Raw genomic sequence first — 26,596 nt, forward strand, 5'->3', positions numbered from 1 at the left:
TCGGATGCGGATGACCATTCCGGTCGCGAAGGTGCTCGCGGCGCTGCTCGCCGAACCCGACGAGCAGCGCTACGGGCTCGACCTGATGCGATTGACCGGCCTGCCCAGCGGCACCCTCTACCCGGTGCTGCACCGGTTGCAGGGGGCCGGCTGGCTGGCCGCCGACTGGGAGGCGATCGATCCCGTCGCGGCCGGGCGGCCGGCCCGCCGCTACTACCGACTGACCGCCGTCGGGGTGACGCAGGCCCGCCAGGCGCTCGCCGACCTGCGGGCCGCTATCCCCGACGGTGGCCGTCGCCCGTGGGGCGGCACCGAGCCCACCGGAGCACCGGCGTGGTGACCCGTCGGGCCGCCGAACTGCTGTTGGAGTTGGCCGCGCGCCGCTGGCCGGCCGAGGTTCGCGACGACCTGCGCCGCGAGTGGGCCGCCGAGCTGCACGTGCTGGCCGAGAGCGGTCACCGGACGAGAATGCTGGGCTTCGCGGCGAGCCTGGCCGTCAGTCGGACCGGCGCCCCGATCGTCGACCGCCGCCTCGTACGCGGTCGGATCGGACGCACCGCCGCCGCGTTGCTGCTCTCCCCGATCGCCTGCGTCGGCATCGTGCTCGCCAGTGCCTTCGCCCTCATGCCGATCGAGCGGGTGGTGACCCAGGACTGGTCCCAGCGGGTGCAGAAGCCGATCTGGACGGCACTCACCATCGGGTTGGCAGTGCTGCTGGCGGTGTTCGCCGCGCGCTGGGCCCGACACACCGCACTCGACAGCCCGCTACGCATCGCGCTCGGCGTGGTGCTTCCCATCGGCGCGGTCGGTGCCGTGTTCCTCGCTGCCATCTCCCCGGACGACCCGGTCACCTTCGTACCCGGGCTGCTGCTCTGGCTGGCCGGCCTGACGCTGGCCCTCTGGGCCGCGGCGAGCCTCGCCTCCCGCAACCGCCTCCGTGTGGCCTGGTGGGTGGGCATCCTCGGCGCACTCGCCGCCGCCGACCTCGCGGTGATTCTCGCCGTCGTCGACGTCATCGCGGCAGGCCGTCGCGCCGGCCCCGTCAGCAGTCCGACGCCACTGGGCGGCGTCGACTGGATCTCCGCACCGCTGTGGCTCCTCGCCACCTGGACGGAATGGAACATCAGACTGCCCAGACCCACCATTTCGTGGGAGATCTTCCACATCGTCATCAACGAGGTGCGGGCGGAACCCATGCTCTACCTGGCCTGCACGCCGTACGCGCTCGCGTACACCATTCGGGCGGCCCGGTCGGCCCCCGCCGAGCCGGTCGCCCTCGCGCCGACCCCGGTGTGAACCTCAGTCGGGTACGTCGTCCCACGTCGTACCCGGCTCCAGGTAACCGGCCACCTGCTTCTCGCGCAACGCGTACGCGATGACCAGCAGGGCGTGCTTGTCCAGCTCGGGCAGCTGGTCCAACGGAAACCACCGCACGGCCAACGACTCGTCGTCGTTGACCCGGGCGGTGCCGCCGATCACCCGGCACAGGAACCCCATGTTCAGGTATTCACAGCGGTCCCCGTTCGGGTACGTGTGCGGGTGCGACACGGCACTGGACATCCGCACCGGCGCCACCTCCACGCCCGTCTCCTCGCGCACCTCGCGGACCAGCGCGGTGGCCGGCTGCTCGCCCGGCTCGACGAAACCGCTGATCACCGACCACCGCCCGTCGTCGGCGCGCTGACCGAGCAGCAGCTCACCGGCCTCGTTGCGGACCACCGCGCTGACGCTCGGCAGCCAGAGCAGGTCGTGGCCGACGTGCTTACGCAACCCCAGGATGTAGTCCGGTATCGCCATCCGGCGATCATAGGCCGCGACCGCTCTGCCCAACGCCGGACGCGGACCCGCGCCCGGCGTCAGCCCGACCAGCTGACGGTACGGCGGAAGCGGTCGTACTCCTTGGCGAGTTCGGCGTCGATCCGCTCCATCCGGGCTTCGGTGAGCACCACCGAGGGATCCTGCCAAGCGCGCTCCGCGAGCATCTGGCGGCGCATCCCGACCGGTGGGTGAGCGGCGAACAGCGACGCCTCGTCGCGGACCGACAGTTGCCGCAGCAGCGCCAACTGGTCAGCCTTGGCCGCACGGGATTCGGCGAGCGCAGAGCGCCACCGGTCCGGGCCGTGTCCCGCCCGGCTCTCTCGGCGCACCGCCAGCGCCAGCGACTCGGTGGCGAGCAGGGTGTCGAGGAAGTCGGTCGCGGCGGTCGTGCCGGCCACCCGGGCGGCCATTTCGTCGGCGAGGTACTCGGCGCGCTGGCTGTCCCGCAATGCCACCGTCACCAGCAGCAGGTACGCGACGAACAGCACCCGTGACACCACCCACTGGAACGCGCGGCCCAGCGCGTCGCCCAGCATCTCCACCAGTCCCGTCCCGACGCTGGTCCGCACCGGCCGGAATAGGTCGGCGGCCGAGCCGAGCATGGTGAACGCGGGCTGGGTCAACAAGCCCCGGCGGGGGTCACCGTTGACGAAGTGACCCAACTCGTGGCCGAGCAGCGCCACCCGGCCACCGGCGGGAAGTGAACCCCACAGCGGAAGCCCGAGACCGAGCACCTTCCGCCGCCGCAACCCGACCGTGCCCGCGTACGCGTTGATGGTGTTGTCCACGCCCACCACGTCCGGCGCAGGCGCCCCGACAGCAGTCGCCACCTCGTCGATCAGGCCGAACAGCTCCGGCGCCTGGTCGCGGGTGAGCACCTCCAGTTCCGGGTCGAGGCGGCCGAACCGGGGCCGCAACGCGATCGCCAGACCGACCATCGCCGCACCCGGCACGATCGCCAGGTTGGGGAACGGGAACGCCACGATCAGCCAACCGCCGACGACCGCGAGCGCGAGCACTGCGGCGATCAGAAGGAGGGAAGCTGCTGCGGTGAGCGTCCGGGCGGCTCCGGATCCATTGGTGCCCAACGGTCGCCCAACCAGGTGGGTGAACTGCCGCCTGGTCGCCCGGAACGCCATTCGGTAGGTCCACCGGTCGACCCAGCTCCACCCGAACTCGCGTCGGCGTCGTGCCGGGTCATAGGCGTCCAGATTCCATTCGCAGCTGGGACACCAGGGCACCGCGTCCCGTACCGATGCCGTCGTCGCCGCACACCCCGGGCACGCCCCCGTGCCGGTCACCGTATCGATCACGAGCGCAGATCATGCCTCAGCCCTGGATTGCACCGGAACTGACTGTTCGTCCGACCCTATTTCCGTGTTCCGGCCCGACGAGCGCGATGCATATCTACTGTGGAGATCGTCGGCGACTTGTGCGATCCGGTGGCGGCCGGCCGGTTCGCGGTGCACAGTGATTCCCATGAGCGACAGCGGACGTAGTGGGCAGTTCTACTGGTGCACCCGGCATCACCGGGTCGAGACGGACTCCAACGTGTGTCCGGCGAAGCACGTTCTCGGCCCGTACGACTCGGCGGCCGACGCGGAGAACGCCCTGCAACGAGTGCAGGAGCGGAACGAGGCGTGGGATGCCGAGGACGCTCGTTGGGCCGGGGACGACAGATAGGCGGCGCGGGACGGCTCGCGCCGAGGTTTTCGTGCTCCGCGAGGACGCACGCGAGAGCACGTCCCCCAAGGAGGGAACAACGATGGCCGAAGCACAGCAGGCCACCAAGCGCCCGGCCGCCCGACGCACCACCGCGAAGAAGACCGCCGCGGCGGAGCGGAACACCGCGGCGAGCCGGACCACCCCCGTGCGCAAGTCCACCACGGCTGCCGCGAAGGCACCGGCCCGCAAGGCCGCCGGCGGGGCGGGCCGCGCCCCGGCCAAGAAGACCACCACGGCGGCTACGAAGGCCCCCGCGAAGAAGACCACGACCAAGACCACAGCAGCGGCCAAGAAGGCCCCCGCGAAGGCCTCGACCACCACCCGCAAGACGACCGCCGCCGCCAAGCGGGCCCCGGCGTCCACCGCGCGCAAGACGACCGCCGCCGCCAAGCGGGCCCCGGCGTCCACCGCGCGCAAGACGACCACCGCCGCGAAGAAGACCACCGGCGCGGCGAAGAAGACGGTGAGCGCGGCGAAGAAGACCACCACGGCGGCGAAGGCTCCGGCGCGTAAGACCACCACCGCGGCGAAGGCTCCGGCGCGGAAGGTGGCGACCACGGCGTCCGCCGCCAAGAAGACGGCGGCGAAGAAGACGGCGGCGAAGAAGACGGCGGCGGCGAAGAAGACCGCGGCGAAGAAGACCGCGTCGACCCGCCCCAGCGGTGGCGCCCGCAAGGCTCCGGCCAAGAAGGCCCCGGCCGCGAAGGTGTCGGGTACCTCGTCGACCACCGCCCGTAAGGCGGCGGCGAAGAAGGCACCGGCGAAGAAGACCGTCGCGGCCAAGGCGCCGGCCCGCAAGGTGACCGCCCGCAAGTCGCCGGCCCGCCCGGTCGCCGCCCGAGCCACCGCCCCCAGGGGGGCCCGCAGCGCCGCCCGCAAGGCGACCGGCTGAGCGCGGAGCATCCCCACACCGGGCGGATTTCCGGCCGGTCACCGGAAGCGGATCACCCGTGGCGCTGTCAGGATTGACCCGTGGTCATCCGACGCGTACTCGCGCCCCGCATCGACTTCGGCGCGTTGCGCCGCGAGCTCGGCCTGCCCGAGGAGTTCCCGGCCGACGCCCAGCGTGAAGCCGACGAGGCGGCTGCGGCACCGCCGCAGCCGCCCGTCGACCGCACCGACATACCGTTCGTCACTGTCGACCCCGCCACCTCGCGGGACCTGGACCAGGCGATGCACCTCGCCCGCCGCCCCGGTGGCGGCTACCGGGTGCGGTACGCGATCGCCGACGTCGCCGCGCACGTCACCCCGGGTGGGGCGTTGGAGGCGGAGACCTGGCGGCGGGGGCAGACCATCTACCTGCCCGACGGCAACGTGCCGCTGCACCCGCGCACCCTCAGCGAGGGTGCGGCCAGCCTGCTGCCCGACGACGACCGGGCTGCGGTGCTCTGGACCATCGACCTGGATGCCGACGGCGGCACCGTTGCCGTCGAGTTGGAACGCGCCCTGGTCCGCAGCCGCGCCAAACTCGACTACACCGGGGTGCAGGCGGCAGCCGAGGCCGGGCGGCTACCCGACCCGATCGCGCTGCTACCGGAGATCGGCGACCGGCTGACCGCCCGTGGGCTGAGCCGGGGCGCCATCAACCTGCCGCTGCCCGAGCAGGATCTGGAACCCGACGGTGAGGGCTGGCGGCTGGTGCTGCGCGCGCCGGTGCCGATGGAAGAGCACAACGCGCAGATCTCCCTGCTGACCGGAATGGCCGCCGCCGACATCATGCTGGCCGGCCGGGTGGGTCTGCTGCGGACGATGCCGGCGCCCAAGCCGGAAGCGGTGCAGCGGCTCCGGGCCGCCGCCGCGCCGCTGGGGGTGCACTGGCCGGACGACGTGGGCCCGGGTCAGGTCATCGCCGGCCTGGACGCCGCCCAGCCGCGCGCCGCCGCGTTCATCGACCAGGCGGCCGAGCTGATGCGCGGTGCCGCGTACACCGCCTTTGACGGGGAGCTGCCGGAGCATCCGGAGCACGGTGGCGTGGCGGCCGCGTACGCCCACGTGACGGCACCGTTGCGGCGGCTGGCCGACCGGTACGCCACCGAGGTCTGCCTGGCCCTGCACGCCGGCCAGGCGGTGCCCGACTGGGCCCGCGCCGCGTTGCCCCGGCTGCCCGAGGTCATGGCGAGCACCGACCGGGTCGCCTCGGCGGCGGCTCGCGGCGCCGTCGAGTTGGCCGAGGCGGCGGTGCTGGAGCACCGGGTGGGCGAGACCTTCGACGCGGCCGTCCTCGACGTCGACGCCCCGCCCAACGGCAAGTCCCGGCCCCGACCGCCCGGCGGCACCGTCGCGCTGGACGCCCCGCCGGTCCGCGCCCGCTGCCTCGGTCAACTGCCGCTCGGCGAACGGGTCCGGGTCCGCCTGGTCACCGCCGACCCGGCGGCCCGTACCGTCCTGTTCGAGCTGGCCTGAGCGGGCCGCCGTCGCGGGACCGGTCCTCCCCGTGGGCGCGGTCGCCCGCCGTGGCTCGTCCTCGGCGGCGCTGTCGCTCACGGCAGCGGGGATTCTCACAGGGCTCGGCGCTGCTGACGGGCCGGGCGGTTTGCGAGGATGAGGCCATGGCATACGACGCGAGCACGCTGCCCGACGTGTCCGGGCTGACGGTCGGCATCATCGGCGGCACCGGCGACCAGGGGCGGGGCCTCGCCTACCGGTTCGCGCGGGCCGGCCAGACGGTGCTGATCGGATCCCGATCGGCTGAGCGGGCCGCCGAGTCCGCTGCCGAGATCGCCGCCCTGCCCGGGGTGCCGGCCGGCGGCAGCGTCACCGGCGCGGCCAACGACGAGGTGGCCCGACGCAGCGACGTGGTGATCATCGCGGTGCCGTGGGACGGGCACGCCGCCACCGTCGCCGCCCTCGCCGAGCCGCTCGCCGGCCGGATCGTCGTCGACTGCGTCAACCCGCTCGGCTTCGACAAGCAGGGCCCGTACGCGCTGACCGTCGCCGAGGGCAGCGCCGTGCAGCAGGCCGCCGCGCTGCTGCCCGACTCCCGGGTCTGCGCCGCGTTCAACCACGTCAGCGCCCCGCTGCTGGCCGACCCCGAGGTCGACCGGATCGACCTGGACGTGCTGATCTGCACCGAGGACCGTGAGCTGGTCGACATCGTCGGCGCGCTCGCCGCCCGGATCCCCGGCATGCGGGGCATCTACGCCGGGCGGCTGCGCAACGCCCACCAGATCGAGGCGTTCACCGCCAACCTGATCGCGATCAACAAGCGCTACAAGGCGCACGCCGGCATCCGCGTCACCGACCTCTGACCCCGAGCGGCGTGGTCCGCCCCGGTTCCACGGAGCCGGAGCGGATCACGCCGTGCCCGGTCCTAGAAGGTATGTTCGGCAGCGGGGAACTCGCCGCCGCGGACCTCGTCGGCGAAACGGCGGGTGGCGTCGGTGAGAGCGCCGGCCAGATCCGCGTACCGCTTCACGAAGCGCGGCGCCCTGCCCGTCCGCAGCCCGGCCATGTCCTGCCAGACCAGCACCTGCGCGTCGGTGTCCGGGCCCGCGCCGATGCCCACGGTGGGGATCGGCAGCTCGTGGGTGATCCGCTTGGCCACCTCGCCGGGCACCATCTCCAGCACCACGGCGAACGCGCCCGCCTCCGCCACCGCCCGTGCGTCGGCCAGCACCTCGTCGGCGGCGTCGCCGCGACCCTGCACGCGGTAGCCACCCAGGGTGTGCTCGCTCTGCGGAGTGAAACCGATGTGCGCCATCACCGGGATGCCGGCACCGACGATCGCGGCGATCTGCGCGGCGTTACGGCGGCCACCCTCCAACTTCACCGCGTGACAGCCACCCTCCTTCATGAACCGGACGGCGGTGCGCAGCGCCTGGGCCGGACCCTCCTCGTACGAGCCGAACGGCAGGTCACCGACGACCAGCGCCTGCCGGGTCGCCCGCACCACGGCCCGGACCAGCGGCAGCAGCTCGTCGGCCGTGATCGGTAGGGTGGTCTCGTAGCCGAACACGTTGTTCGCGGCCGAGTCGCCGACCAGCAGCACCGGAACACCGGCCTGGTCGAAGATCGACGCCGTGTACTGGTCGTACGAGGTGAGCATCGGCCAGCGCTCGCCGCGATCCTTGGCGGCCATCAGGTCGCGGGTGCGGACCCGTCGGGTGGCCGGGCCGCCGTACAACGCGGTCACCTCGTGCGGAGTGGACTCCACCATCTCTGTCTCCCTTCCTCGAGGCCGCCTGCGCGGTCCCCGGGTTCTGTCGCGATCGTCGCACCGCGAGACGGGCTGACGGCAGGGCCCAGTGCAAGATGTCACTCCACCAGTGCAAGATGTCACTCCACCAGCGCGAGGCCGCCCCAGCTGGCCACCCGGGACCGCCCCGCGCCGCCACCGCGCGGCCGCGCCGGGCCGCGCCACCGACCCGGCACCCCAGGGGTACGGCTCAGCCGTGCTCGCGCCACCGGTTGGTGATCGGCAGACGGCGGTCCCGGCCGAACGCCTTCATGGAGATCTTCGTGCCCGGCGCGGACTGCCGTCGCTTGTACTCGGCGGTATCCACCAGCCGCAGCACCCTGTCCACCACGGCCGGGTCGTGACCCGACTCGATCAGCCCGTCGCGGCCGAGGTCACCGTCGACGTAGCCGATCAGGATCGGGTCCAGGACGTCGTACTCGGGCAGGCTGTCACTGTCGAGCTGGCCCGGGCTCAGCTCGGCGCTCGGCGGCTTGCCGATCGAGTTCTCCGGAATCGGGGCGGTCTCACCGCGCCGGGCCGCGTCCCGGTTGCGCCACTTCGCCAGCCGCCAGATCAGCGTCTTCCAGACGTCCTTCACCGGGTTGAAGCCACCCACCGAGTCGCCGTACAGGGTGGAGTAGCCGACCGCCAGCTCGCTCTTGTTGCCGGTGGTCAGCACCAGGTGGCCCTCCTGGTTCGACAGCGCCATCAGGATCACGCCACGGACCCGGGCCTGGAGGTTCTCCACTGCCACACCGGACAGCGACAGGTTGGCCAGGAAGCCGTCGACCATCGGCTGGATCGGCTCGACGCGGTAGTCCAGGCCGGTGCGCTTGGCCAGGTCGGCGGCGTCCTCCCGGGAGTGCTCCGAGGAGTGCTGGCTGGGCAGCGACACCCCGACCACCCGGTCCGGCCCGAGCGCGTCGACGGCGAGCGCGGCCACCACCGCCGAGTCGATGCCCCCGGAGAGACCGAGCACCACCGACGGGAACCGGTTCTTGTTGACGTAGTCGCGCAGACCCAGCACCAGCGCCTGCCACACCTCGGCCTCGTCGGCCACCGGCTCGATCAGCCCGCCGGTGGCGGCCGGGCCGGACGGGGTGGGCGGAATGCCGTCGAGCGTGCTGTGCACGATGCGCATGCCGTCCGCGACGGTCTCCGTGGTCGTCGCGGCGGTGGCGGCCGGCAGCTCGATGTCGTGCACGAGCAGGTGTTCGACGAACTGCGGTGCCCGGGTGAGCAGCTCACCGTCGGCGGTCACGATCATCGAGTCGCCCTCGAAGACCAGCTCGTCCTGGCCGCCAATCATGTTGACGTACGCGACGGCGGCGCCCGCCTCGGCGGCCCGGCGGCGGACCAGCGGCAGCCGGATGTCGTCCTTGTTCAGCTCGTACGGCGAGCCGTTGATGTTGACGACCAGGCCGACGCCGGCCCTCCGGGCGGCGGCGAACGGACCGCCGGCCTGCCACAGGTCCTCGCAGATGGTCAGCGCGACGTCCACGCCGCCGAGCCGCACCACTGTCAGCGCGTCACCGGAGACGAAGTACCGGTCCTCGTCGAAGACCCCGTAGTTGGGCAGGTGGTGCTTGAAATAGCGGGCGGCCACCACGCCCCGGTGCAGCAGCGCGGCGGCGTTGCGGGCGCCCCGGCCCGGCTCGGCGTCCCCGCTGACCTGCGGCGGGCCGTCGGCGTCCAGGTAGCCGACAACGACCGGCAACTCGCCGAGACCGTCGGCGGCCAGGTCGGCGGCCAGCCGCTCCACGGCGGCCCGGGACGCGGCGACGAAGGAACGCCGGAAGACCAGGTCCTCGACCGGGTACCCGGTCAGCATCATCTCCGGGAAGAGCACCAGCTGGGCGCCGGCATCGGCGGCCCGGCGAGTCCAACTGCGGACCAGATCGGCGTTTCCGGCGAGGTCGCCGACGCTCGGGTTGACCTGGGACAGGGCGAGACGCAGGGTGGGCATGCCTTCATCTTGCCCCAGCGTCGTCGCGCCAGTCCGTACCCTCGGACGAGATTGCCGCCACCCTGCCGCGACGGGCGCCCGCGAGGCCGCGGCGGCAGGTGCTCGGCCGTCGTGGCGGCCGTCGGTGGCGGCTCGGCCGTCGGTGGTGGTTCGGCCGTCGTGGCGGCAGGGGTGGGCCCCGCGCTCGCCCGGCGGGACACGAGGGGACGGCCGGCGGCTGTTCGCGTAACGTCTGCGTAACCAGGCCCGGGAACACTGGGCGATCAGGTCGGGTGCAGCCCGGCCAAGGCGGACAAAAGAGTGTCGCGAGGGGTTGGGGAAGTGGACCGTCAGCAGGAGTTCGTCCTCCGCACGCTGGAAGAGCGGGACATCCGGTTCGTCCGGCTGTGGTTCACCGACGTTCTGGGCACGCTCAAGAGCGTTTCGGTGGCACCCGCCGAGCTCGAGGCGGCCTTCGAGGAAGGCATCGGCTTCGACGGCTCGGCGATCGAGGGCTTCGCCCGGGTCTTCGAATCGGACATGGTCGCCATGCCCGACCCGACCACCTTCCAGGTCTTCCCCTTCGAAGGCGGGGTCAGCGGCGAGAGCGCCCGGATGTTCTGCGACATCCTGCTGCCCGACGGCGGGCCGTCCTGGGCCGACCCCCGGCACGTGCTGCGCCGCGCGCTGTCCAAGGCGGCCGAGAAGGGCTTCACCTTCTACACCCACCCCGAGATCGAGTTCTTCCTGCTCGAAAACGGTCCGCAGGACGGCACCGTGCCCACCCCGGTCGACACCGGCGGCTACTTCGAGCACACCACCCACGCCGTGGCCCGGGACTTCCGCCGTCAGGGCGTACTCGCGCTGGAACGCATCGGCATCTCGGTGGAGTTCAGCCACCACGAGGTCGCACCCGGCCAGCAGGAAATCGACCTGCGGTACGCCGACGCGCTCACCACCGCCGACAACATCATGACCTTCCGGCACGTGGTCAAGGAGGTCGCACTCTCCACCGGTGTGCAGGCCAGCTTCATGCCGAAGCCGTTCACCGACCAGCCGGGAAGCGGGATGCACACCCACCTGTCGCTGTTCGAGGGGGAGCGCAACGCCTTCCACGACAGCGGCGACCCGATGAAGCTGTCCAAGGTGGCGAAGTCGTTCATCGCCGGCCTGCTGGTGCACGCCCGGGAGTACACGGCTGTCACCAACCAGTGGGTCAACTCGTACAAGCGGCTCTTCCCGCAGCACCTGCCCGACCGGATCACCGAGAGCCCGGCGTACGTCTGCTGGGGTCACCTCAACCGGTCCGCGCTGGTCCGGGTTCCCGCGTACGGCAAGCCCAACTCGGCCCGGGTCGAGGTCCGCTCGCTGGACTCGGCGACCAACCCGTACCTCGCCTTCGCGGTGCTGCTCGGCGCCGGCCTGAAGGGCATCGAGGAGGGATACGAGCTGCCACCGGGCGCCGAGGACGACGTCTGGTCGCTGACCAGCGCCGAGCGGCGTGCCATGGGCTACGAGGCGCTGCCGGAGAACCTCGCCGAGGCGATCGACGTGATGGCGGAGTCCGAGCTGGTCGCCGAGGTGCTCGGCGAGCACGTCTTCGACTTCTTCCTGCGCAACAAGCGGGCCGAGTGGGAGCAGTACCGCCGTGAGGTCACCCCGTACGAGCGGCAGCGCTACCTGGCCCTGTAGACGCAGGGGCTGACGCCGTTGCGCGCTGCCGCTATCGTCTCGATCACCGCGCCGGTACCCCTCCGGGCGGAGAGTCGGGAGGCAAGTCGGTGCTGGAGGATCTGTTCAGCGGTGCCTGGCAGAGCGTCGTGTTCGGGATCGTCGGCGTCGGCCTCATGGCCGCCGGCTTCGGGCTCGTCGACCTGCTCACACCGGGCCGGCTGCGAGACCTGATCTGGGTCGAGCGCAACGCCAACGCGGGGTTGCTGCTCGCCGCCAACCAGCTCGGCATCGCCGGGATCGTCTTCACCGCGATCCTGACCAGCTACAGCGACTTCGGCAAGGGGATCGCCTCCACCGTGGTCTTCGGACTGGTCGGGTTGGCGATCATGGCGCTGGCCTTCGTGGTGTTGGACCTGCTCACCCCCGGCAAGCTCGGCGAGGTCATCTGCTCGCCCGAGCCGCACCCTGCTGCCCGGGTCAGTGCCGCCACCCACTTCGGGGCCGCGCTGATCGTCTGCGCCTGCATCGCCTGACGGCCCCTCTCCGCATCACCCGGCGGGCGGTCCGCCCGCGTTCCGTCGTGCATGGCTGGTCGTGCGTGGCCGGGTGGTCCGTGGCCGGTCGTTGGTGGGCGGCTGGGCCTCCGTGGGCGGGTGTCCGTGGGCGGGCGTCTGCGGGTGGGCGTGCAGATCTTGGACAGTTTCCGTCAGGTCGTGACGGAAACTGTCCAAGATCTCTGGCCGGTGGGCCGCTCGCGTCCGCGGGCAGTCGCCGTGGCGTCGTACCTCGGCCGTAGCGTGCCGGGTATGAACCGCACCGATCGCCTCTACGCGCTGGTCGAGGAGCTGCGGGCGGTGTCACCACGGCCGCGCAGTGCCCGCTGGCTGGCCGCGCGTTTCGAGGTGAGCAGCCGGACCATCGAACGGGACCTCGCCGCGTTGCAGGAGGCCGGGGTGCCGATCTGGGCCGAGCCCGGGCGCACCGGTGGCTACGTCCTGGACCGCGCCCGCACCCTGCCGCCGGTCAACCTGACCGCCTCCGAGGCGGTGGCGATGGCCGTGGCGCTGCACCGGCTTGCCGGCTCGCCGTTCGCCGGGCCGGCCGCCACCGCGCTGCGCAAGCTGGTGGCGGTGCTGCCGGCCGCCGACGCCGCCGAGGCACACCGCCTCGCCGACCGGGTGCACCTGATCGGCGACGGGCCGGCCGCGCCCGTCCCGGCCACCGTCGCCGACGCGGTCACCGCGCGGCGGGTGCTGCGCATCCGGTACGCCGACCGCGCCGGCGCCGACTCGACCCGTGACGTCGAGCCACTCGGCTACCTCGGTAACTCCCGACACTGGTACCTGGTCGCCTGGTGCCGTCTGCGCGACGAGCTGCGGTGCTTCCGTACCGACCGGATCCGGAGCGTGTGGGCGCTGCCCGACGTGGTGGCCCGGGAGCTACGCCTGACGGATCTCGACATCCCCCACGAGCGGGTCCGCCCGCTGAGCCTGGTCTGAAGCGGGCTCGGCGCTCGGCGACCTGGTCTGGAACCGGTTGGGCGCTCGGCGACCTGGTCTGGAACCGGTTGGGCGCTCGGCGGCCTGGTCTGAAGCGGGCTCGGCGTTCGGCGACCTGGTCTGAGCGGGCTCGGCGTGGCGGCCTCTTCCGAGACCCGTCCGCAGCGCGGCGGGCTGGGTGGGTCTCGTCACCGAGAAACCCGCCGGGTGATCCGAAAACACCGACAGGACGCTGTCGCCAACGGCCCTAAGACTGCTCCAGACGACGGCCGAGCGGCCGGCACGAATCATTCTGGAGGCAGTAGATGTCCAGGTCCACCACGCCCATCACCTGGTTCGAGATCGGCACCGACCGGCCCGAGGACGCGGAGCGGTTCTACGGAGAGCTGTTCGGCTGGACCTTCGAGGAGCAGGGCTCGCCCACCGGCGGGTCCTACCGCGTGACCGGGGCCGGCGGGGACACCGGGATCGGTGGGGCGATCAGGGCGACCGACGGAACGTCGCCGAACTACGCGGTGTTCTACGCCGAAGTCGCCGACGTGGCAGAGACCTGCCGACAGGCCGAAGCTGCCGGCGGCCGGGTCCTGGTACCAGCCCGTACGGCACCGAGCGGTCTCCGGTTGGCCCACCTACTCGACCCGGCCGGCAACCACCTGGGTGTTTTCACGCCCCCGCCCCCGCAGCCCTGACCTCTTCCAAGGTCCCGCTGATGCCCGGGGTTGGCCTTGCCCCCGGGGTTGGCCTTTCTCCCGCGTTGGCTGGCCCCGGGTTGGCTTGCCCCCCGGGGTTGGCCTTGCCCCCGGGGTTGGCCTTTCTCCCGCGTTGGCTGGCCCCGGGTTGGCTTGCCCCCCGGGATGGGGCGGGTCCCTGGTGGGGCTGGCCTTCCGGGTTGGGCTGGTCCCGGGTGGCTTGGTCCCGGGGGAGGTCTTGGCTCTGAGGCCGTCACCCTGAGCGGGGGGCGATGGCCCGGTCAGCCTGGCGGCACCCGCGCGCGTGATCGACTCGGATTTCATGATGTCGGGGTGTCCGAGCGCGCGGGACACCGCGACATCACAGAAACCGAGTGGATCAAGCTGCGACGGGCCCGATCCAGCCTCGGCGCGGACGGTCGGCACGGGCGCGATAGGCGGCCCGGGTCGGACCGGGCACGACAGGGTGGCGGGTCGGTCCGGGCACGGCGGGTCGGACCGGGCACGGCTGGTCGGACCGGGCACGACCGGCCGGCCCGGGGCCAGACCGGCCTGCCGGTGGCGTACCGAGCCCGGCCCCGGCCTGCCCGTGGCGTAGCGAGCCCGGCCCCGGCCTGCTGATGCCTGCCGGGGCCGGGCTCTTCGGACTACTTGCCGGGCGTACCAGCGCCGTGGTGGCCGCCCATGCCGCGGTGGCCGCCGGGGCCGGGGAAGACGCCGGCCTCGACGGCCTTGGTGATGGCGTCGGCCTGCTCCTGGGTGAGCTTGCCGTCCTTGACCGCCTGTTCCAGGCGCTGCTTGATCGCGGCCTGACGGTCCTCGGCGGACGGGCGCTGCGGTCGGTCGGCCGGCCGGTGCTGTTCGCGGATCTTCTCGAGTGCGGCGGTCACCTTGTCGGTGGGCACGCCAAGCTCCTTGGCGAGCTCCTCGGCGAACGCGCCCTGCCGGTCGGCCTTCGCGCCTGGCGCGGCGTCGGGAGCCGGGGCGGTGCTGGCGCTCGGTGTCGGCGTGGGGGTGTCGGCGGCGAACGCGATCGTCGGGGCCGCGATCCCGACGCCGAGGACGCCGGCGGTGGCCAGGCCGGCCAGCAGGTGCTTCCTGCGGATGGTGCGGGACATGCTGTCCTCCAGAGGTTCGGTCATCCTGCGCTGTCATCACCGACAGTGACCGGGTCGTCTGGGCGGAAGCCGTGGCGACCCTGTCAGCGAGCTGATAATCCCGGGCGGCGGTGGGCGAAATCGGTTGTGTGGTCGCTGGCAGAGCGGTCAGGGTGGACGATCCACCGACGGAAAGGACACTGCGGCATGACCGTCGAGATTCGGGAGATTCCACTTGTCGAGCCGGACGCCGGGCCGTACAGCATCACGCCTGGCCCGGACGGCGCGTTGTGGCTGACGTTGGCCCATGCCGGTGGCATCGCCCGGTTGTCGCCCGACGGCGCGGTCCGGACCTACCCGCTGGACCCGGCCGGCGGTCGTCCGTTGATCATCACGGCAGGGCCGGACGGGGCGCTCTGGTTCACCCGCTCAGGGGACGACCGGATCGGTCGGATCACCGTCGACGGTGAGCAGCGCACCATCGCCCTGCCCGCCGGCACCGGGCCGGGTGGCATCGCGGCTGGGCCTGATGGTGCGCTCTGGTACGCCGGGATGACCTCCGACACCATCGGCCGGGTGGGGACCGACGGCAGCCACACCGCATTCCCGTTGCCGGTGACCGGCGGGTTCGCCTCGATGATCACTGCGGGAGCGGACCAGGCTCTCTGGTTCACCCTCAACCAGGCGAACGCCATCGGCCGGATCGATCTCGACGGCAGGGTGACGCTACATCCGCTACCCACAGTGAAGGCGGGCCCGGTCGGCATCACCGTGGGTGTCGACGGCGTCATCTGGTTCGTGGAGATCGGCGCCGGTCAGCTCGGTCGCCTCGACCCGGGCGGCGAGATCGTCGAGTTTCCGCTGCCGGACCGGGCGGCCCGCCCGCACGCGATAGTGGGCGACCCGGACGGCGGCGTGTGGTTCACCGAGTGGGGTGCCAACCGGATCGGTCACCTAGATCCCACCGGACGGATTGAGGGCTACCCCCTACCCACCCCCAACGCCGAACCGCACGGCATCACCCGCACCCCCACCGGCATCTGGGCCGCCCTGGAAATCGGAGCAGTAGCCCACCTAACCCCCTGACCCCTGATGATCATGAAGTTATTGCCGCGACACGCCGTGCCGAGTGACAACAACTTCATGATCACCGGAACAGCCCAGGGAGTCCCCGGGAGCGCCCCTGGGGTTAGTGGACTGCGGGGGCTGCGGTGAGGGTGGCTGTGGTGGTGTCGAGGGTTGCCTCGGTGCCGATGGGGACTGTGAGTTGATTCGGGCCGTGGCCGATGGGGAGGCCGCCGAGGACCGGTACGCCCAGGTCGCCGAGGCGTTCGGTGAGTACGTCGACGATTGTGGTGTCCCACCCGTCGCCGCAGTCGGTGAACTGGCCCACCGCGACCCCGGCCAGTCGGTCCAACGCGCCGGCCCGGCGCAGGTGGGTGAGCATCCGGTCGACCTTGTACGGGGGTTCCTGCACGTCCTCGATCAACAGCACCGCACCGGTCAGGTCGGGCAGGTCGGGCGTGCCGATCGACGCGGCGATCATGCACAGGTTGCCGCCGAGGAGGGTGCCGGTGGCGCGACCCGGGACGCGTACGCCGAAGGTCTCCTCGGTGGGCACTGCGGTGATCGACACGGGTTCGGTGGTCATCAGCGCCGCGTGCAGGGATTCGGCGGAGCGCAGCGGCGTCCGCTCGTCGCGCCAGGCCGCACCGGGGCCGTGCACCCCGGCCAGGCGGGCGCCCCGCCACAGTGCGAACTGCAACGCGGTGATGTCCGAGAAACCGGCCACCACCTTCGGGTCGCGGCGGACGGCGGCCATGTCGATGGCGTCCACGATCCGCTGGGCCCCGTAGCCGCCGCGGGTGCAGATCACCCCGCGCACGTCAGGGTCGGCGAAGGCCGCGTTCAGGTCGGCGGCACGCAGGTCGTCGGTGCCGGCGAGATAGCCGTGGCGCGCGTACGCGTTCGGTGCCGGCACCGGGCGCAGGCCCCAGCCGGTGAGCAGTTCCATGCCCCTGGCCACCCGCTCCGGCGAGGTCGGCCCGGACGGCGACACCAGCAGCACCGTGTCACCCGGGCGCAGCACGGGCGGGCGTACGGCGGCGGTGTCCTCGCTGATCACAACCGCAGAGCCTAACGACCCGGCCGAGGCGGGAACGCCACCCGGCCGCGCGGCCCGTGCCGGGGCGTGATGCCGTGCGGCGTACCGGCTAGCCTCGACGGGTGGCAACCGCGCTGGTGATCGAGAACGACCCGACGGACGACGCGCGCCGGCTGGGTGAGTGGCTGACCGAGGCTGGGCTGGAGCTGTGGGTGGTGCGTCCGCACGCCGGCGACGAACTCCCCGCCGACCTGGAGGGGTACGCGGCGCTGGTGGTGCTCGGCGGCGACCAACAGGCGTACCCGTTGCCGGACGGCTCGCCTGGCGCGCCCTGGTTTCCCGCCGTGGAGGGCCTGCTGCGCAAGGCGGTCCGGTACCGGGTGCCGACCCTCGCGGTCTGCCTGGGCGCGCAGCTGCTCGCCACCGCACACGCCGGGTTGGTGGAGCGCAGCCCGTCCGGGCCGGAGATCGGCCCCGGCGTGGTCGGGCGGCGCGACGCCGCCGAGAACGACCCGTTGTTCCGGTACGTGCCGTTGATCCCGGACGTGCTCCAGTGGCACGCCGACGAGATCACCGAGCTGCCTCGGGGCGCTACCCTGCTGGCCGCCTCCACCCGCTACCCGCATCAGGCGTTCCGCCTCGGTGACCGGGCGTGGGGGTTGCAGTTCCACATCGAGTGCGACGCCGCGATGATCGCCGACTGGGCCACCGACTCGGTCCAACTCGCCGAGCTGGGCTACGACCCGGAGCTGGTCGTCGCGGCCTGCGCCTCGGTGCTGGCCGACGTCGAGGAGGTCTGGCAGCCGTTCGCCGCGCGGTTCGCCGCGTTGGCCCTCGGCGAGTTGGACGACAGCACGATTCGGCGCGGCCTGCCGCTGCTCGGGCACTGATGAGCCGGCCGACCAGGGCGTCGGGCCGACTGGCCCGGTACGGCTTCGGCACCGCCGAAGGCGATGGTGGCGCGCGCGCCGCGGACCTGCTCGGCCCGGAAGGGCTGCGACTGTGGCGGCCGGTCGAGCAGGAGCCGGTCGACGAGGCCGCAGCGGAGCTGCTCTCCGCGCTGTCCCGGGCCGCCGACCCGGACCTGGCGCTGCGCCAACTGCACCGCATCGTGGAGGCCGAGGGCCGTACCACCGCAGGCGGCGCCGAATCGCCGCTGCTCGCGGACGTGCACGCCGATCCCGGGCTGCGGCGGCGGCTGATCGCGGTGCTCGGCGCGTCGGCGGCGCTCGGCGACCACCTGGTGGCCCACCCCGAGCACTATCGGGCGCTGCGGACCGCAGCGGACGGGCTCGCCCCGATCGCTGAGGGGCGGCTGGAGCCGGCCGACGGCGGCAACCCGGTGGCGGCGCTGCGGACCGCGTACCGCCTGGCGTTGTTGCGGATCGCGGCGGCCGACCTGACCGGCGGTCGCGGCCTGGAGCAGACCATGGCCGCGCTCTCCGCGCTGGCCGACGCGACGCTGTCCGCGGCGTACGAGATCGCGGTCGCGGAGCTGGCGGAGGGGACCGAGCGGCCCCGACTCGCGGTCGTGGCGATGGGCAAGTGCGGCGGCGGCGAACTGAACTACGTCTCCGACGTGGACGTCATCTTCGTGGCCGCCGAGGACGCCGACCTGTCCGCCGCGACCCAGGTGGCGACCCGACTGATCTCCATCTGCGGGCTGGTCGCCTGGCCGGTGGACGCCGCGCTGCGCCCCGAGGGCAGCCGCGGTCCGCTGGTGCGGACCCTCGCCAGCCACCTGGCCTACTACCGGCGGTGGGCGCGCACCTGGGAGTTCCAGGCGCTGCTCAAGGCCCGCCCGGCCGCCGGGGACCTGCCGCTGGCCCAGGAGTGGATCCACCAGCTCGCGCCGCTTGTCTGGCGGGCGGCCGAGCGGCCCGAGGCGGTCGAGGACGTCCGCGCCATGCGCCGCCGGATCATCGACCACATCCCGCCTAAGGAGCTGGAGCGCGAGATCAAGCGCGGTCCGGGCGGGCTGCGCGACATCGAGTTCGCCGTCCAGTTGCTGCAACTCGTGCACGGTCGCGGCGACGAGACGCTGCGTCCGCCCGGCACCATCCCGGCGTTGCGCGCGCTCGTCGCCGGCGGCTACGTCGGTCGGGCCGACGGCGAGGCACTGCTGCGCGGCTACCGCTTCCTGCGCAGCGTCGAGCACCGGCTGCAACTCCAGGGCCTGCGTCGTACGCACACGGTGCCCGCCGAGCCGGGCGCGCTGCGCTGGCTCGCCGCCGCGCTGGGTTTCACTGCCACGCCGGGGCGCAGCGCCGTGGAGAGCTTCCGGGCCGAGTGGGTCACCCACGCCACCGAGGTACGCCGACTGCACGCCAAACTGCTCTACCGGCCGCTGCTGGAGTCGGTGGCCCGGGTGCCGGCCGACGGGTTGCGGCTCACCCCGGAGGCGGCCAGGAACCGCCTGGAGATCCTCGGCTTCGCCGACCCGGCCGGGGCGTTGCGCCACCTCCAGGCGCTCACCGGCGGGGTGAGCCGTACGGCGGCCATCCAGCGCACACTGCTGCCGGTGCTGCTCAGCGAGTTCGCCGACGCGCCGGAGCCGGACCGGGGGCTGCTCAACTACCGCAAGGTCTCCGACAAGCTGGGCAGCACCCCCTGGTATCTGCGGCTGCTGCGCGATGGCGGCCCGGTCGCCCGTCGGCTGGCCCGGGTCCTCGCACTGTCCCGGTACGTCGCCGACCTGCTCGCCCGCGACCCGGAGGCGCTGCGGCTGCTGGCCGAGGAGAACGAGCTGGCGCCCCGCGCGCCCGAGGTGCTGCGGGAGGGGTTCCTGGCGGCGGCGGCCCGGCACACCGACCCGGTCGAGGCCACCAGCGCGGTGCGCGCGCTGCGACGTCGCGAACTGGTCCGGGTGGCCTGCGCCGATCTGCTCTGCCGGGCCGGCGCTCTCGCGCCCAGCCCCACCCGGGCGGACGGCGCGAACCGGCCCGCCCGCAAACTGTCCGACATCACCGAGGTGGGTACGGCGCTCGCCGACGTCACCGACGCCACCCTGGCCGCCGCGCTGCGGGCCGCTCGGGCCAGCCAACCGGCGCCGGCGGGGCTGCGGTTCGCGGTGATCGGCATGGGCCGGCTCGGCGGGTACGAGTCGAACTACCTCTCCGACGCCGACGTGCTCTTCGTCTACGACCCGCCCCCGGGCACCAGCGAGAGCGCCGCCAGCGCCGCCGCGCACGCCGTCGCCGAGGAGCTGCGTCGGCTGCTCGGGGTACCCGCCCCCGACCCGCCGCTGGGCGTCGACGCCGACCTGCGCCCGGAGGGCCGCCAGGGCCCGCTGGTCCGCAGCCTCGCCGCGTACGCCGCGTACTACGCCCGCTGGTCGCGGGTGTGGGAGGCACAGGCACTGCTGCGCGCCCGGTTCGTCTGCGGCGACGCCGACCTGGGCGCCGAGTTCGAGGCGATGATCGAGCCGGTGCGCTACCCGGCCGACGGGCTGACCCGCGAGCAGGTCGTCGAGATCCGGCGGATCAAGGCTCGGGTGGAGACCGAACGGCTGCCCCGTGGCGCCGACCCGGCCACCCACACCAAGCTGGGTCGCGGTGGGCTCGCCGACGTGGAGTGGGCTGTGCAACTCGTCCAGCTCCGGCACGCCGGCGCGATCCCGGAGCTGCGCGGCACGCGTACCCTCGACGCCCTCGCGGCGGCCGAGCGGGCCGGCCTGATCGACCCGGCGGACGCCGCGGAGATGGCCGCCGGTTGGGCCCTTGCCGCGCAGGTCCGCAACGCGTTGATGCTGGTCCGGGGTCGGGCCGGCGACCAACTGCCCCGGCACGGGGTGGAGTTGGCCGGGGTGGCCCGGCTGCTCGGCCGCGACGACCCGGGGGAGTTCCTCGACGAGTACCTGCGCACCGGCCGCCGCTCCCGCGCCGCTGCCGAACGGGTCCTCGATGCCTGACGCGTCCCCGCCCCCGACCGGGCGGAGCGTCGCGGGCTGGGCGGCGGCGACCGGGGTGGCGGTGCTGCTCGCCGTCGCGTTCCTCCTCGCTCCACCGATGGGCACCGACCTCGCCGCCCAGGTGGCGCGTGCCGGGTTCACCGAGCGGTACGGGGCCGCGCCGGTCGATTTCGGCTGGTACGGCGGCGTCAACCAGTACGGCTACAGCCTCTTCACGGCCAGGTTGGGCACGCTGATCGGGGTGCGTCCGCTGGGGGCGGTCGCCGCCGTGGTCGGCGCGGGCGCGCTGGGTTGGCTGTTCACCCGCAACCGGGCCCGCCGACCGCTGCTGGCCGGTGTCCTCGGCGCGGTGGTGCTGGTCGGCAACCTGGCCAGCGGCCGGATCACCTTCGCGGTCGGGCTGGCGTTCGGGCTGCTGGCGCTCTGCACGGTCAGCGCGGAACGCCCACCCCGCTGGCTCCGGCTGACGCTCGCCGCCGTCTGCGCCGCCCTGGCGACGGCGGCCAGCCCGGTCGCCGGCCTGTTCACCGGGCTGGCCGGCGCGGCGCTGCTGCTCAGCGCCCTGCGCACCGGTGACGGGCCGGGCCGCCCGCTGCCCGGAGGCTGGCGGGCCGACCGACCACTGGCCGAGGGGCTCGTCCTGGCCGTGGCGCCCGCCGTCACGCTCGCCCCGATGGCGTTCCTCTTCGGCAACGGCGGCACCCAGCCGTACTCGGCCGAGTCGATGCGCATCAACGTCGCGCTCGCGGTGCTGGTGGCGGTCGTGCTGCCGCGTCGCCGTCGGGTGCTGCGCATCGGCGCGGCGCTCACCGTGCTGCTGCTGATCGGGGCGTACTACGTGCCCAGCCCGATCGGTTCCAACGCGCTGCGACTGCCGATGCTGTTCGCCCTGCCCGTGCTGGCCGGGTACGCCGCCCTGCCGGGGCCGTGGCTGGCCGGTCTGCTCGCCGCGACAGTGTGGTGGCAGTCGCCGGTGATGATCAGCGACGTGACCCGGGCCGGCGCCCCGGAGAGCGCCGAAAGTTTCTACCAACCGCTCGTCGCCGAACTCGACAGGCGGCAGCCGGCCGGGCGGGTCGAGGTGGTGCCGCTGCGCGACCACTGGGAGTCCGCGTACCTGCCGCCGACCGTGCCACTGGCCCGGGGTTGGGAACGCCAGGTCGACAGCGACCGCAACGCGCTGTTCTACGACGGCAGCCTGAGCGCGCAGACGTACGAGAAGTGGCTACGGCACGAGGCGGTGAGCTACGTGGTGCTCGCTCCGGACGCACCCGCCGACCGGTGGGGCCGCGACGAGGCCACGCTGATCCGTGGTGGCCTGCCGTACCTGCGGGAGGTCTGGCGTGACCCGACCTGGCGGATGTACGCAGTGGTCGATCCGACCCCGCTGGTCGGTGCCCCGGGTCGACTCGTCACCGCCGACCGCGGCGCGGTCCGGCTGACCGCCCCGCCCGGGGACGTGCCGGTCCGGGTGCGCTGGTCGCGCTGGCTCACACTGAGCGGCCCGGACGGCTGTCTGCGGCCGGGCCCGGACGGGTGGACCGAGCTGCGAATCCGCGCCGCCGGCGACTACTCGATCTCCAGTGGGCTGGTGCCGACGCGCCACTGCTGACCGTGCCTGCCGTCGGCCTCCCACCGACGGGCTGGCAGCATGTCCGGCGTGCCCTCCCACCTCGCGCGCTGGACCGGCCTGGCCGGCTCGATGCTGCTCGCGCTGTCCGCCTTCCTCGGCGGCGCGTTTCCCGGCGGCCCCCTGCGCAGCACCCCGGTCAGCATCTGGCAGGGGCCCAACGGCCCGCTGATCCTCGCCGCCTGGCTGGTCGGCACCGGCCTGATGGCGTACGCCTGGTGGGCGCTACGTGACGGGGGACCCTCGACGCGCTGGGCCCTGGTCACCGTCGGGCTCTGGCTGCTGCCGTTGCTGATCGCACCGCCTTTCGGCAGCCGGGACGTGTACGCGTACGCCTGCCAGGGCGCCAGCTTCGTCGGTGGCCTCAGCCCGTACGAGCAGGGTGTCTCCGCGCTGCCCTGCCCCTGGCTGGACACCGTCTCGGTCATCTGGCGCGACACCCCGGCGCCGTACGGGCCGCTGTTCGTGCTCGTCGCGGGCGCCGTGGTGAAGGCCACCGGGTCGCTGACCGCCAGCATCGTGCTGTTCCGAGCCCTGTCGCTTGTCGGCGTCGTCCTCACCGCGTGGGCACTGCCGGCGCTGGCGCGTCGGGCCGGTGTGCCGGCGAAGCGGGCGGTGTGGCTGGCGCTGGGTTCCCCGCTGGTCGCCGCGCACCTGATCGGTGGCCCGCACAACGACGTGCTGATGCTCGCCGCGTTGGTCGGTGGGCTGGCCGTGGTGGCGGCGCACCCGGGCCGGCGCGGAATGCTGCTGGTCGGCGGGCTCCTCCTCGGGATCGCGGTGGCGATCAAGGTGACCGCCGTGGTGGTGGTGCCGTTCGCCGCGCTGGCCGCCACCGCCGGGCCGTACCGGATCCGCACGTTGATCCGCGACGGCGGCTGGGTGGTCGGCGGCACCGTCGCCACAGTGGTCGGCGTGACAGTCGTCGGTGGGCTGGACTTCGGTTGGATCGGCGGGCTGTCCCAGGGTGGCGCCGCCATCGCCTGGACGTCCCCGTCGACCGCCGTGGGGCAGACTGTCGGTTACGTCGCGGCACTGTTCGGTGGTCACATCGACGCGCTTCCGGTCACTCGCGGAATCGCCGTGGTCCTCCTGGCGGTGCTACTCGTCTGGCTCTGGTGGCGGGCCCGCACCCGCGACCCGCTGTACCACGCCGGCCTCGCGCTCGCCCTCACCGTCGCGCTCGCCCCCGTCGTGCACCCCTGGTACTGGACCTGGCCGCTGTTCGTGCTCGCGGCCACCGCCCAGCGGACCAGATGGTTCACAGTGGTCGCACTGGTCGCGTCCTTCCTGGTGCTGCCCGACGGCACCGGGCTGCCCCGGTACACCAAGACGGTCGGGGCGCCGCTGATGACGCTGTTGGTGATCGTGCTGGTCATCCGGTTGGTACGGTCGGCTCGGGCGGCCCGTCAGCCGGTCGCCGCCGACTGAGGGAAGGTGCGCCGGTGACCGCTCCCGGTGCCGCTCTCTCCCGGTACGCCGGCCTGGTCGGGGCGGTCCTGCTCGCCGTGGCCGGATACCTCGGCGGGGCACTGCCCGACGCCCCGCTGGGCGTGACACCCGCGTCGATCTGGCGGACCCCGGACGGCCCGGCGACGCTGACCTGCTGGCTGATCGGCACCGTGCTGCTGGTCGGGGCGTGGTGGTCACTGCGCGACGGTGCGCCGTCGACCCGTTGGGCGTACGTCACCGCCGGGCTGTGGGCGCTACCGCTACTGCTCGCGCCACCGTTGGGCAGCCGGGACGTCTACTCGTACGCCTGCCAGGGCTGGACGTACGCGCACGGCGTCGACCCGTACACAGTGGGGGTGGAGGCGGCGGGCTGCCCCTGGCTGGACACCGTGGCACCGATCTGGCGGGACACCCCGGCACCGTACGGCCCGGTCTTCGTCCTGCTCGCGGCCCTCGCCGTCGGCCTCGGCGGCGGGCTCACCGGGACCATCGTGGCGCTGCGCGTGATCGCCGTGGCAGGGCTGCTGCTGGCCGCGCTCTGCCTTCCCGCTCTGGCCCGGGCGGCCGGGGTGCCGGCCCGGCGGGCGGTCTGGTTGGCGCTGGCCGGTCCGCTGGTCGGCGTACACCTGGTGGCCGGCGCGCACAACGACGCCGTGATGCTGGGCCTGCTGCTGTGTGGACTGCTGGTAGTGGTCCGGCGACCAGGTCGGCCGGCGGCGCTGTTGCTCGCCGGGGCGCTGCTCGGGCTGGCCGTCACGGTGAAGGCCAGCGCCGTGGTGGTGGTGCCGTTCGCGGTGCTGGCCGGGATGCCCGACCAGCCCACCGTTCGGGCGCTGCTGCGCCACGCTGGATGGCTGGCCGGTGGGCTGGTCGCCGCGCTGCTGGTCACCTCCGCGGTGTCCGGCCTCGGCTTCGGCTGGGTGGGCGGGCTGACCCACAGTGGCGACTCGGAGCAGTGGACGTCACCACCCACCGCCGTGGGTTTCGTGGTCGACTACGCCGGCGCGCTGGTCGGCCGGGATCCGCAGGCGGTGCCGGTGGTCCGAGCGGTCGCGCTGCTGCTGCTCGTCGGGGTGCTGCTGGTGCTCTGGTGGCGGGCCTGGCAGACCCTGCGCGGCCTGAACGACGCGCGCCCTGAGGTTGAGCGTCCTCCGGTGGTGCGGTCCCGGGTGGCGCTGCACGGCGCGGCGTTGGCGCTGGTCGCCACCGTCGTTCTGTCCCCGGTCTTCCACCCCTGGTACGCGACCTGGCCGCTGGCGCTGCTCGCGCTCACCGCCGCCCGCACGACGTGGTTCGTGCTGCCCACCGCTGCGGCAGCCTTCCTCGCCCTGCCCGACGGCACCAACCTGGCCCGCGTCACCAAGGCACCCGGAGCCCTGGCGATGACCGCCCTGCTCCTGACCGTGCTCATCCACACCCTCCGCACCCGCCGTCAACGGCGTCGGGGGGCGCGGGGCTGAAGTGGGTGGGGGTTAGGCCCGCGCGCCGCAGGTGGGGCAGGGTTGGGTTGAGGGCTGGGGGGTGGAGGCCCGGCGGGAGCGGAGCAGGACGGTCAGGAACAGTACGGCGGGACCGGCGAGCGCGACGGCGACAGCGGTCACTGCCAGTTCCGCGAAGGTGACGGCGCCCTGTGCCGCGCCGAAGTTGTCAGCCAGGCCGGGCACCGCCAGGAAACCGGCGGGAGTGAGCAGTGTGACGAGCGCCCAGCCGCCGCGGGTGTCCCCGCCCAGTGCCAGCCCCATGGCCAACAGGGCCCCGACGACCAGCAACAGTCCGCCGACGGTGGGCAGGAAGACTTCCATGGTGTCGCCGTAGTACATGAAGGTCGGGTCCAAGCCCACGAGGAACTGCGTCGCCAGCACCGCCAACAGTGCGGACAGCGCCGGCGCGAGGCGGATCGCCCGGGAGGGTCGATCGGGCAGGGCGAGCCCCAGCAGGCCCAGGACCACCTGCGGCAGCAGCACCATCAGCGGCGGTCGGAGTGTGTCGAGCGCCGCGGCCGCAGGTGGCAGCGCGATCGTGAGCACCAGCGCGAGGGTGATGGCCCGCCGGGCGACCCGGCTCGGCGCGACGGCGATCACCACCGCCGCCAGCAGCCATGCCGCCCACGCGACGACACCGAGCGAGACGAACGGGCCGACGTGGGGGACGCCCCACTCGGCGGGCGGCGGGTGCAACTCTGCCGTACCCCAGACACCGGCCAGGGCGCTGGCGCTGACCAGGGCCAGCAGCGCCGCGAGGCGTACCCCGGGGATCAGGTCGGTGACGCCCGCGGCCCGCAGCCGCTGGCGGAGGCCGCCGCGCATCAGGTCCGCGGCGTCCGCCGGTGCCGGCCAGCGTTGGTCAAGGGCGGCCAGGTCGAGGTAGGTGCCGACGATTTCGGCGCCGCGCGCGCGCCGGTAGTCGGCGGGGTACGCGCGCAGCAGCCGGAAGTAGCGGCGTTCCAGGTCGTTCATGCCAAGCCTCCGGCCGTGCGTGGGGTGGTCGGGAGGGCGGCGCGAGTCCGCTTGGACAGCCGGGCGGTGGCGGCTTCGACGTTGCGGCGCAGCCGCTCGGTCTCGGTGCTCAACGTGGTCTCACCAGCGGGGGAGAGGCGGTAGTAGCGGCGCAGTCTGCCGTCCACCACCTCCTCCCGGTCGACCTCGACGAGGCCGGCGTCGACCAGCCGGTCGAGCGCCCCGTAGAGCGTCCCGGGGCGTAGCGACACGCGGTTGTCGGAGAGAGCGGCGACCTCACCGATCAGCCCGTATCCGTGCATCGGTTGGGCGGCCAGCGCCGTGAGGATCAGGAAGGTCGGTTCGCGCAGAGGCGTGTCCACCGGAGCAATATATCGGACGCGAAGGTATGCCGGGGGGCTGCACACAGCGAGCCGGGCC

Annotated in this window: 24 protein-coding genes; 16 read left to right on the plus strand and 8 right to left on the minus strand. The window is 73.2% G+C overall.

All coding sequences use genetic code 11. The annotated features are described in order from the left end of the window. Window positions 1-4 precede the first annotated feature (4 nt). Complete coding sequence (locus ACLQ3F_RS10725; protein WP_238687275.1) at window positions 5-340, plus strand: PadR family transcriptional regulator; 336 nt, start codon at window positions 5-7, stop codon at window positions 338-340. Further along, window positions 334-1,296 (plus strand): hypothetical protein, encoded by a 963-nt coding sequence (locus tag ACLQ3F_RS10730; protein ID WP_425848355.1) that lies wholly within the window; start codon window positions 334-336, stop codon window positions 1,294-1,296. Before ACLQ3F_RS10725 ends, ACLQ3F_RS10730 begins: the two co-directional genes overlap by 7 nt. Window positions 1,297-1,299: 3 nt before the next feature. On the opposite strand, the gene ACLQ3F_RS10735 is transcribed toward ACLQ3F_RS10730, so the two are convergent. Both ACLQ3F_RS10735 and ACLQ3F_RS10740 read right to left on the minus strand, forming a co-directional pair. Beyond that, entirely contained in the window at window positions 1,300-1,797 is a 498-nt protein-coding gene (locus ACLQ3F_RS10735; RefSeq protein WP_425848356.1) for an NUDIX hydrolase, read from the minus strand. 59 nt (window positions 1,798-1,856) lie between these two features. Next, window positions 1,857-2,957 carry a M48 family metallopeptidase gene (locus tag ACLQ3F_RS10740; RefSeq protein WP_425848358.1) on the minus strand — a complete coding sequence of 367 codons (1,101 nt, stop codon included), beginning with the start codon at window positions 2,955-2,957 and terminating at the stop codon, window positions 1,857-1,859. Window positions 2,958-3,297: 340 nt separating this feature from the next. Between ACLQ3F_RS10740 and ACLQ3F_RS10745 the strand changes: the two genes are divergently transcribed. From ACLQ3F_RS10745 to npdG, 4 genes are all read left to right on the plus strand, one after another. Then, the gene (locus tag ACLQ3F_RS10745; RefSeq protein WP_357194484.1) at window positions 3,298-3,501 is read left to right on the plus strand and encodes a hypothetical protein; all 204 of its coding nucleotides are present in this window, start codon (window positions 3,298-3,300) and stop codon (window positions 3,499-3,501) included. 82 nt (window positions 3,502-3,583) lie between these two features. After that, on the plus strand, window positions 3,584-4,435 hold the full coding sequence (locus ACLQ3F_RS10750; RefSeq protein ID WP_425848360.1) for a histone: 852 nt from the start codon (window positions 3,584-3,586) through the stop codon (window positions 4,433-4,435). An 80-nt stretch (window positions 4,436-4,515) separates the two neighbouring features. Then, window positions 4,516-5,946 carry an RNB domain-containing ribonuclease gene (locus ACLQ3F_RS10755; protein WP_393222335.1) on the plus strand — a complete coding sequence of 477 codons (1,431 nt, stop codon included), beginning with the start codon at window positions 4,516-4,518 and terminating at the stop codon, window positions 5,944-5,946. A 146-nt stretch (window positions 5,947-6,092) separates the two neighbouring features. Then, window positions 6,093-6,791 (plus strand): NADPH-dependent F420 reductase, encoded by a 699-nt coding sequence (npdG, locus tag ACLQ3F_RS10760; RefSeq protein ID WP_091409546.1) that lies wholly within the window; start codon window positions 6,093-6,095, stop codon window positions 6,789-6,791. Between the two features lie 62 nt (window positions 6,792-6,853). On the opposite strand, the gene panB is transcribed toward npdG, so the two are convergent. Beyond that, the gene (panB, locus tag ACLQ3F_RS10765) at window positions 6,854-7,699 is read right to left on the minus strand and encodes a 3-methyl-2-oxobutanoate hydroxymethyltransferase (RefSeq protein WP_425848363.1); all 846 of its coding nucleotides are present in this window, start codon (window positions 7,697-7,699) and stop codon (window positions 6,854-6,856) included. 229 nt (window positions 7,700-7,928) lie between these two features. Beyond that, window positions 7,929-9,686, minus strand: coding sequence for an NAD+ synthase (locus ACLQ3F_RS10770; RefSeq protein ID WP_425848366.1), 1,758 nt, complete (start codon window positions 9,684-9,686; stop codon window positions 7,929-7,931). A 321-nt stretch (window positions 9,687-10,007) separates the two neighbouring features. Between ACLQ3F_RS10770 and glnA the strand changes: the two genes are divergently transcribed. From glnA to ACLQ3F_RS10790, 4 genes are all read left to right on the plus strand, one after another. Beyond that, window positions 10,008-11,357, plus strand: coding sequence for a type I glutamate--ammonia ligase (gene glnA, locus ACLQ3F_RS10775; protein ID WP_355008887.1), 1,350 nt, complete (start codon window positions 10,008-10,010; stop codon window positions 11,355-11,357). Between the two features lie 89 nt (window positions 11,358-11,446). Next, a complete protein-coding gene (locus ACLQ3F_RS10780; RefSeq protein ID WP_355008888.1) occupies window positions 11,447-11,872 on the plus strand; it encodes a DUF350 domain-containing protein in 426 nt (141 codons plus the stop codon). 273 nt (window positions 11,873-12,145) lie between these two features. After that, window positions 12,146-12,838, plus strand: coding sequence for a helix-turn-helix transcriptional regulator (locus ACLQ3F_RS10785; protein ID WP_425848371.1), 693 nt, complete (start codon window positions 12,146-12,148; stop codon window positions 12,836-12,838). Window positions 12,839-13,143: 305 nt separating this feature from the next. Next, complete coding sequence (locus ACLQ3F_RS10790; RefSeq protein WP_425848373.1) at window positions 13,144-13,527, plus strand: VOC family protein; 384 nt, start codon at window positions 13,144-13,146, stop codon at window positions 13,525-13,527. A gap of 647 nt (window positions 13,528-14,174) precedes the next feature. Here the strand turns inward: ACLQ3F_RS10790 and ACLQ3F_RS10795 are convergent. Beyond that, window positions 14,175-14,645: a hypothetical protein gene (locus ACLQ3F_RS10795; RefSeq protein WP_425848720.1), complete on the minus strand. Its 471-nt coding sequence runs from the start codon at window positions 14,643-14,645 to the stop codon at window positions 14,175-14,177. A 186-nt stretch (window positions 14,646-14,831) separates the two neighbouring features. Between ACLQ3F_RS10795 and ACLQ3F_RS10800 the strand changes: the two genes are divergently transcribed. Then, window positions 14,832-15,710: a virginiamycin B lyase family protein gene (locus ACLQ3F_RS10800; protein ID WP_425848375.1), complete on the plus strand. Its 879-nt coding sequence runs from the start codon at window positions 14,832-14,834 to the stop codon at window positions 15,708-15,710. Between the two features lie 103 nt (window positions 15,711-15,813). On the opposite strand, the gene ACLQ3F_RS10805 is transcribed toward ACLQ3F_RS10800, so the two are convergent. After that, a complete protein-coding gene (locus ACLQ3F_RS10805; RefSeq protein ID WP_425848376.1) occupies window positions 15,814-16,749 on the minus strand; it encodes a S66 peptidase family protein in 936 nt (311 codons plus the stop codon). A gap of 101 nt (window positions 16,750-16,850) precedes the next feature. On the opposite strand from ACLQ3F_RS10805, the gene ACLQ3F_RS10810 reads away from it, so the two are divergent. The 5 genes from ACLQ3F_RS10810 to mptB (ACLQ3F_RS10830) are packed head-to-tail and all read left to right on the plus strand — an operon-like array spanning window position 16,851 to window position 25,180. Next, window positions 16,851-17,618, plus strand: coding sequence for a type 1 glutamine amidotransferase (locus ACLQ3F_RS10810; protein WP_357206589.1), 768 nt, complete (start codon window positions 16,851-16,853; stop codon window positions 17,616-17,618). Continuing rightward, on the plus strand, window positions 17,618-20,638 hold the full coding sequence (locus ACLQ3F_RS10815; RefSeq protein ID WP_425848379.1) for a bifunctional [glutamine synthetase] adenylyltransferase/[glutamine synthetase]-adenylyl-L-tyrosine phosphorylase: 3,021 nt from the start codon (window positions 17,618-17,620) through the stop codon (window positions 20,636-20,638). The genes ACLQ3F_RS10810 and ACLQ3F_RS10815 overlap by 1 nt, the downstream gene beginning before the upstream one ends. After that, window positions 20,631-22,250 (plus strand): hypothetical protein, encoded by a 1,620-nt coding sequence (locus tag ACLQ3F_RS10820; RefSeq protein ID WP_425848381.1) that lies wholly within the window; start codon window positions 20,631-20,633, stop codon window positions 22,248-22,250. Before ACLQ3F_RS10815 ends, ACLQ3F_RS10820 begins: the two co-directional genes overlap by 8 nt. 48 nt (window positions 22,251-22,298) lie before the next feature. After that, window positions 22,299-23,699 (plus strand): polyprenol phosphomannose-dependent alpha 1,6 mannosyltransferase MptB, encoded by a 1,401-nt coding sequence (gene mptB / locus ACLQ3F_RS10825; protein ID WP_357206595.1) that lies wholly within the window; start codon window positions 22,299-22,301, stop codon window positions 23,697-23,699. Window positions 23,700-23,713: 14 nt separating this feature from the next. Beyond that, window positions 23,714-25,180, plus strand: a complete 1,467-nt coding sequence (mptB, locus tag ACLQ3F_RS10830) for a polyprenol phosphomannose-dependent alpha 1,6 mannosyltransferase MptB (RefSeq protein ID WP_425848382.1) — start codon at window positions 23,714-23,716, stop codon at window positions 25,178-25,180. Window positions 25,181-25,192: 12 nt separating this feature from the next. Here mptB (ACLQ3F_RS10830) and ACLQ3F_RS10835 read toward each other — a convergent pair whose 3' ends face one another. Both ACLQ3F_RS10835 and ACLQ3F_RS10840 read right to left on the minus strand, forming a co-directional pair. Then, window positions 25,193-26,176, minus strand: a complete 984-nt coding sequence (locus ACLQ3F_RS10835; RefSeq protein WP_425848385.1) for a hypothetical protein — start codon at window positions 26,174-26,176, stop codon at window positions 25,193-25,195. Next, window positions 26,173-26,538, minus strand: a complete 366-nt coding sequence (locus ACLQ3F_RS10840) for a PadR family transcriptional regulator (protein WP_357206601.1) — start codon at window positions 26,536-26,538, stop codon at window positions 26,173-26,175. The genes ACLQ3F_RS10835 and ACLQ3F_RS10840 overlap by 4 nt, the downstream gene beginning before the upstream one ends. Window positions 26,539-26,596: the final 58 nt, after the last annotated feature.

The sequence above is a fragment of the Micromonospora sp. DT15 genome (genome assembly GCF_049841475.1).
Lineage (GTDB): Bacteria > Actinomycetota > Actinomycetes > Mycobacteriales > Micromonosporaceae > Micromonospora.

Excerpts from the sequence above, each read along its gene's own strand:
- ACLQ3F_RS10745 (WP_357194484.1), top strand. The coding sequence starts at position 3,298 with ATGAGCGACAGCGGACGTAGTGGGCAGTTCTACTGGTGCACCCGGCAT.
- ACLQ3F_RS10750 (WP_425848360.1), top strand. The coding sequence starts at position 3,584 with ATGGCCGAAGCACAGCAGGCCACCAAGCGCCCGGCCGCCCGACGCACC.
- panB (WP_425848363.1), bottom strand. The coding sequence starts at position 7,699 with ATGGTGGAGTCCACTCCGCACGAGGTGACCGCGTTGTACGGCGGCCCG.
- ACLQ3F_RS10740 (WP_425848358.1), bottom strand. The coding sequence starts at position 2,957 with ATGGCGTTCCGGGCGACCAGGCGGCAGTTCACCCACCTGGTTGGGCGA.
- ACLQ3F_RS10835 (WP_425848385.1), bottom strand. The coding sequence starts at position 26,176 with ATGAACGACCTGGAACGCCGCTACTTCCGGCTGCTGCGCGCGTACCCC.
- ACLQ3F_RS10795 (WP_425848720.1), bottom strand. The coding sequence starts at position 14,645 with ATGTCCCGCACCATCCGCAGGAAGCACCTGCTGGCCGGCCTGGCCACC.
- ACLQ3F_RS10800 (WP_425848375.1), top strand. The coding sequence starts at position 14,832 with ATGACCGTCGAGATTCGGGAGATTCCACTTGTCGAGCCGGACGCCGGG.
- ACLQ3F_RS10820 (WP_425848381.1), top strand. The coding sequence starts at position 20,631 with ATGCCTGACGCGTCCCCGCCCCCGACCGGGCGGAGCGTCGCGGGCTGG.
- ACLQ3F_RS10790 (WP_425848373.1), top strand. The coding sequence starts at position 13,144 with ATGTCCAGGTCCACCACGCCCATCACCTGGTTCGAGATCGGCACCGAC.
- ACLQ3F_RS10770 (WP_425848366.1), bottom strand. The coding sequence starts at position 9,686 with ATGCCCACCCTGCGTCTCGCCCTGTCCCAGGTCAACCCGAGCGTCGGC.
- npdG (WP_091409546.1), top strand. The coding sequence starts at position 6,093 with ATGGCATACGACGCGAGCACGCTGCCCGACGTGTCCGGGCTGACGGTC.
- ACLQ3F_RS10725 (WP_238687275.1), top strand. The coding sequence starts at position 5 with ATGCGGATGACCATTCCGGTCGCGAAGGTGCTCGCGGCGCTGCTCGCC.
- ACLQ3F_RS10815 (WP_425848379.1), top strand. The coding sequence starts at position 17,618 with ATGAGCCGGCCGACCAGGGCGTCGGGCCGACTGGCCCGGTACGGCTTC.
- ACLQ3F_RS10785 (WP_425848371.1), top strand. The coding sequence starts at position 12,146 with ATGAACCGCACCGATCGCCTCTACGCGCTGGTCGAGGAGCTGCGGGCG.
- ACLQ3F_RS10735 (WP_425848356.1), bottom strand. The coding sequence starts at position 1,797 with ATGGCGATACCGGACTACATCCTGGGGTTGCGTAAGCACGTCGGCCAC.